Annotated in this window: 8 protein-coding genes; 1 reads left to right on the forward strand and 7 read right to left on the reverse strand. The window is 34.5% G+C overall.

The features are described from left to right. Window positions 1–59: 59 nt before the first annotated feature. Window positions 60–1067, reverse strand: a complete 1008-nt coding sequence (gene hdrC / locus Q0W26_RS11095; RefSeq protein WP_298525303.1) for a CoB--CoM heterodisulfide reductase subunit C — start codon at window positions 1065–1067, stop codon at window positions 60–62. A 185-nt stretch (window positions 1068–1252) separates the two neighbouring features. Between hdrC and Q0W26_RS11100 the strand changes: the two genes are divergently transcribed. After that, a complete protein-coding gene (locus Q0W26_RS11100; protein ID WP_298525306.1) occupies window positions 1253–1996 on the forward strand; it encodes an archaeosine tRNA-ribosyltransferase in 744 nt (247 codons plus the stop codon). Here Q0W26_RS11100 and Q0W26_RS11105 read toward each other — a convergent pair. The 6 genes from Q0W26_RS11105 to Q0W26_RS11130 form a co-directional block, all read right to left on the reverse strand. Next, on the reverse strand, window positions 1959–2402 hold the full coding sequence (locus tag Q0W26_RS11105) for a PsbP-related protein (RefSeq protein WP_298525309.1): 444 nt from the start codon (window positions 2400–2402) through the stop codon (window positions 1959–1961). The genes Q0W26_RS11100 and Q0W26_RS11105 overlap by 38 nt on opposite strands. Window positions 2403–2405: 3 nt before the next feature. Continuing rightward, a complete protein-coding gene (locus tag Q0W26_RS11110) occupies window positions 2406–3320 on the reverse strand; it encodes a hypothetical protein (RefSeq protein WP_298525312.1) in 915 nt (304 codons plus the stop codon). Window positions 3321–3401: 81 nt separating this feature from the next. Beyond that, entirely contained in the window at window positions 3402–3557 is a 156-nt protein-coding gene (locus tag Q0W26_RS11115) for a hypothetical protein (protein ID WP_298525315.1), read from the reverse strand. A 193-nt stretch (window positions 3558–3750) separates the two neighbouring features. Beyond that, the gene (locus Q0W26_RS11120) at window positions 3751–4248 is read right to left on the reverse strand and encodes a hypothetical protein (protein ID WP_298525318.1); all 498 of its coding nucleotides are present in this window, start codon (window positions 4246–4248) and stop codon (window positions 3751–3753) included. A gap of 272 nt (window positions 4249–4520) precedes the next feature. Then, entirely contained in the window at window positions 4521–5075 is a 555-nt protein-coding gene (locus Q0W26_RS11125) for a hypothetical protein (RefSeq protein WP_298525321.1), read from the reverse strand. Window positions 5076–5093: 18 nt separating this feature from the next. Then, window positions 5094–5540 carry a MarR family winged helix-turn-helix transcriptional regulator gene (locus tag Q0W26_RS11130; RefSeq protein WP_298525324.1) on the reverse strand — a complete coding sequence of 149 codons (447 nt, stop codon included), beginning with the start codon at window positions 5538–5540 and terminating at the stop codon, window positions 5094–5096. Between the last annotated feature and the right edge of the window lie 165 nt (window positions 5541–5705).

The raw sequence follows: 5705 nt of genomic DNA on the forward strand, positions 1-5705 counted from the left end.
TTGTTCATAATACAACCTAAGAAGTATGCAATTTCCATATTATAACTCTCCTCATAAATCTATTCTTTTAATCCGCCAGTTGCTTCATCATAACCGATTAATTCATCAAAAGCGGTAATTTTACATAATTTTTGTACTTCTTCTAATGCTTCAGGATAAGCATGAGTAGTTGGTGGCACTTCAGGAAGACCAATTTTGGTTCTTAAAGCTTTTGCAGCATCGTTAATAGGTACAGCGTGACCAGTATTAATTACAAATACACCAGTCATTTTGTGAGGTTTTGCCATGTAACCAGCGTGAGCTGCAATGTTACGTGCTTTTTTGATAATTTCAACAATTTTAACACTTCTGAGACATCTTTCTTGGCAGGTGTAACAGGTAGTACACATCCATAAAGCATCATCAGTGATTACTTCTTCTTTTAAACCAAGTAAACATTTTCTGACGATTTGTCTTACTTTGTATGGAGTTCTTCTTCCAGAAGGACAACTTCCACTACAGGTTCCGCATTGGAAACAGTGTTTTACAGTTTCAATTCCAGCATCAATGAACTCAGCAGTGAAATCTGGATCACGGTTGCTATCATTTAATAATTCTTTATCAGTCAATAAAGTCATAGTATCTCTCTTTGTATCATTTGTTTTTTCTTCAACTTTTTGTTCAACATCTTCTTCAATGATTTCAACAGCTTCTTCAACTGTTTCTTCAGAAGTTTCTTCAGAAGTTTCTTCAACTGTTTCTTCAACTGTTTCTTCTAAAAGATCTTCCTTGAATTCTTGAACTTCTTCAATTTTTTCTTCAACAGGAGTTTCCTTTACTTCAGGAATTTCTTCAGAAACTTCATCTTTTAAAGTTTCGATGTCACTTTTATCGTCTTTTGGTTCTTCTTTTACTGGTTCTTCTCTAGGAACAGTAGTTTTAGTACCTGAGACGACATCATCATTTACAATTTGTGAAGATGTAACTTGGACATCATCGGATGTGTTTGATACATCATTTCTGATGCCTTTTTCTTCCTTATCATTCTCTCCAGTAAATAGAGATTTTAAGCGATTTATAATAGACATTGAAAACACACCTCGGATAATCATTGGAAATATATCCTCAAATCCATACTAATATTCTATTAAAAGTCCATATATAAAGGTTACTAAAATTTTAGAGAGTGTAATCAAAAAGGTTACACAAAATGAAAAATTTATTTAAGCCTAAAAAAATAATAGTTAATTAACAATCAGATAGGATAGATCAAATGATAAAAAAATTCGAAATCAAATCACATGACGGACCTGGAAGAATCGGAAAAGTGGACGGAAAACTCACTCCAAAAATATTTTATAGAAATGAACTGAAAATCGCTCCAAGTGAAGGATCCGCATACAATATCGACCGCGAAATAGCCGAATTTAATGTAAAGGAAACATTAAGACTAGCACATGAAAATGTGGATGAATGCGACATTGCCGTCATTCAAGGGTCCAAATACATTGATTTGAGAATCGAATGCCTAAAGCAGCTTGAAGAAATAGGATACAACGGATTCTTAATCGCCAATGGCGATGCCCTTTTGACAAATTCACGAGACCTTGTCGAATTAATCGTGTCCCTTAAAAAAGAAGCTAAAAAAAGCAGTTATTTCATTTTTCCATTTACCGAGCTTTCATTCATGCCCCTATTGACTTACATGGGCATTGACGGATTCATGTCAGATGCTGCAAACTACTACAGTCATTTAAATGTCCTTCAGACTCCGACAAAGGCATATGACTTGAATGCATATCCTATTTATGAGGAAATCTCACAAAAAGAATTGGAAGAAAAAAATATTGAAAACATGGAATTCGTCATTCGTGAAATCCATGCACACATGAAAAACAGGTCTTTGAGAAATCTTGTAGAGGAGCGTTCAGGCACAACACCCCAAAACATCTCAACATTGAAGATACTTGACAGAACTTCTATGGATTACTTGCTTGAATATTCCCAGTTATTTTGAATGAATCAATCATATCCTTGAACTCACGCTCTGATTCACCTGAAATGTCAAGGGTTCTGAGTTCAAAAATGTATATGTCACCATTTTCAATAAATACGTAGGTATGGATATCGAAATTAATCTCAGGAGTGTCCATGTTTGCATGAAGCTTTACAGCATCCTTATCTGCAATCTGGACAAAATCCGAAGCAATGATTACGCCCCCATCATCTGAAATCACATCTTCCATGAAGACCTTATAGTCATCAAGGTTTGTCTGGGTGGGAAACATCACCGCATTTACCAGATTGCTTTCGCCTTTTGATAATGTGGCTATGCAGTCGGGGTTGGACAGTATATCCGCCTTTTCCACTTCCCAATCGTCAGGATATTCAAATGTTATCTTTCCAGTGTTGAATGTCCTCATTGACTATTCCTCTTTTTTTGATGAAATTTCAATGGTTTCAGGCACTTCTTCTAGAGTATCGATGTATTTGGAAAATGGTTCGGGAAGTTTTGGCATGACTTCCTTAAGGATTTCTGAAGCGTCAAGCTCCAAGGCCTGTCCTGAAAGTAACTTTTCAGCATCGAAGTCAAAGTCAAATGGCTTAAGCAGGTCATCTACAGGCACTCTTAAGTTGATCTTTTTCTTGTTGAGTATCATTTTAAGAGTGCTTGTGTTTCGAATCTGCTCGTTCATGTCCTCAACGGTTGACTTAATGTCATACGCTATAGCCTTGTTCTTCTCATTGACTTCATGTTTGGATTTTTCGATTGACTTCTGCAGGTCTTCGGCAAGAACCGCATTTCTTCTGTTGATGTTGTCCCTTGCCTCATCGATGACAACATTTATTGCGTTTAAGATTGATTTGTTGAGCTCCACATTATATGCCAGAATCATCCTGTTTTTATAATCCAGCTCCTTAAAAATAGCCACTCTTTCATCATCGATTTTGGCAATCTTTTTGTTCAACTCATTGATTTCATTTTTAGCCCTCAGCAGTTCGTCCTTATCTGAAAGCTGTTCTTTAAGTGAGTCGACATCATCAAAAAATGAGCCTTTAAGGGTTTGAATCTGATCTTTCAAGACTGCAATCTCATCATCCTTGTCCTGGATGGTCTGGTTGAATTCCTGGAGTTTTTCTTCTGAAAATTGGTTGTCTACAAGATTTTCGTATTCTTCCTGTGCTAATACCTTAACCAATTCATTGTCTTCAAATGGGTCTTCTTTTTTAAGACTTACTTGCTTTTGCTGGGATTCCTTTTCAACCGTGTTGCCGTCTTTGTCTTTACTGTTGTACTTTTTAGTATAAACCCTAACCGTTCTAAATTCATCACTTTCCATTTTAACACCACTCTATACTATTAAATTGTCAAGTTTTATTTAAATAGTTAATGTAAAAAAAGAAAAAAAAGAGAAAAAATTTTAACGATTCTCTTTTTCCATCCATAACAACATTGCCTCTTCAATGGCTTTTGAATACCAGCCGGTTTTGAATAACATTTTACTGGCAGCCATTTTTCTAAAATCCAAGTCAATGTCATTATTGACGCTAATTGTAACACGCTTGTTTTTAGACATACTCATAGATTGTACTAACTAGTTAATAAAGGTTTTAGTGAGCTGTGAGAGCATTTTCAGATGAAAAAATTAATATTGACGTGAATTTAAATTAATGCAGATACCTTCTTATTTAAGCTCATGACTAAAAAAAAGTAATTGTGGATGAAAAAACTAGTAAAAGGAGGTGCAATATGCATCCCCCATTTTTTATTTAGATAAATTTTAAAGTAGATGCCATTTTAACGGCTTCATCCTGGTCATAAGAAATGAATTCAACCACGGACTTATAATCCTCATCTATAACAAATGTATAATACTTAGTTTGAGTGTCATTTCCACCAGTTTCATTTAAATATGTGTATACATCAACACCGTTGACCTTTTGAACTGTAAAATTAGCAGCTAAGTAGTCCTTTAATTCTTTCATTTCAAAATTCAATTGTGTATCATTAAGATCAGTATAATTAAGAATACCCAACCTAACTGAGTCACTCATATAAATTACCCAACCGTCATTTTCATCAATTCCCGCATATTCAAATTTAGTTGCATTTGTTGTATTGAATGTAATGTTTTCTATTTCAACAACATTTTCTGGAGAAGATCCTCCACCCATCAAATCATCCAACAGTCCTGCACTAACTGCACTAAGAGAAGCAACAATAGCCACTGCAATTAGAGATATCAGCAATATTTTTTTTACATCCATTTTTTAACCGCCTATAGATAATAATAATTTTATTTATAGTACTATTTAGGCGTTCTTATATTATCCTACAATAGTAGAGAGTTCCTATCCAAAGTACCCCCTCGTTTTGAATAACATTTTGGGCAGCCGTTTTTCTAAAATGCCATTATTGACGTTGAAAAAATGACTTTTAAACTCAAATCTCCAAACAAATCCAAAAATCAGAATTGGCCATGTTAATGTGAAATTCAGCCAAAAAAAATGAAAATTAAAAAAAAGTTAGAAACAGTGGCCTAATCCACCAGTTCCCATTCATTGTACCCCAAATGTCTATATCTGTGGCCGTCAGGCCCTTCGTGAACTTCACCCGTGTAAATGACTCTGCCAGCCTGTTCACTGTAGAAAGCTCCGTAATCGATATCTTCGGAAGTGTCGTCAACTGTTTCCTCTACAACTTCCTCGACTATTTCAATTTCCTGGGTCGTAGTGTTTTCAGTGAAGTTGTCATTTCCTTCAAATGTGCACTCGACAGTGTAGTTTCCAACTTCCTGGTCTTCATCCACTTCCACTTCAGCAATACCTTCGTCGTCTGTGATTACCGCAACTTTAACGTCTTCAGTTCCGTTTTCATCTTTCAATGTCACATTGACTGTTTCATTTTCAATTGGAGTGCCATTAACATCTGTCAGTTCAATTTCAATGGATTCGCCTTGAGAGATCGTGTCATTACTTTTAACTGTCACGTTGACTTTTTCTTTACCAAAGTTAGGCATTGCGATTGCAAGGCCAAGTATAAGAACCGCAATGACTGCAATTAACGCTATTATCAGAATTTTATTTTTATCCACAAAATCACCTTAAATTCATTATCTAATTTTTAAATTCAATTCTATTGATCTCAATGCCAAGTGCCTGAAAATGTCTTCAAATTCAGGAGGCAATTCATTAAGACCCATTTCCATTTCCCATTTTCTGTTGATTTCCATTATGTGAGGAACAATCTTTCTACCTTCATCAGTGGTATTCAGAACATATTTACGTTTGTCTTTTGAAGATTTTTCGCGAAGAACAAAACCCTCATCAACCAATTTATTAACTGTCTTTGTAATTGCTCCTTTTGTCAAAAATAGCTTATCTGCTAGAATCTTTTGGTTGAGATTTCCATCCCTATCTATCAATACCAAACATAATGCCTGAACTAAATTCAAATCATATCTTGCAAGTTCAACATTGATAAATTTTTTATAATTTGTGTGGAAAACCAATAAGTTTGCCCCAAATTTATCCGAATCATACATATCCCTAATATTCATCAAAATATACTATATTAAATGTGATATTTAAAATTGTATGCGAATCAAATGAAAACATTTATATATAATTAAAATATAACTAATAAACGATGTGAATTGAATTTCATATTTGTACATGACACAATTCAACCATTTTATAATCTCCAAAATGATTAGAATATGTTT

The sequence above is a fragment of the uncultured Methanobrevibacter sp. genome, assembly GCF_947169325.1.
Lineage (GTDB): Archaea > Methanobacteriota > Methanobacteria > Methanobacteriales > Methanobacteriaceae > Methanocatella.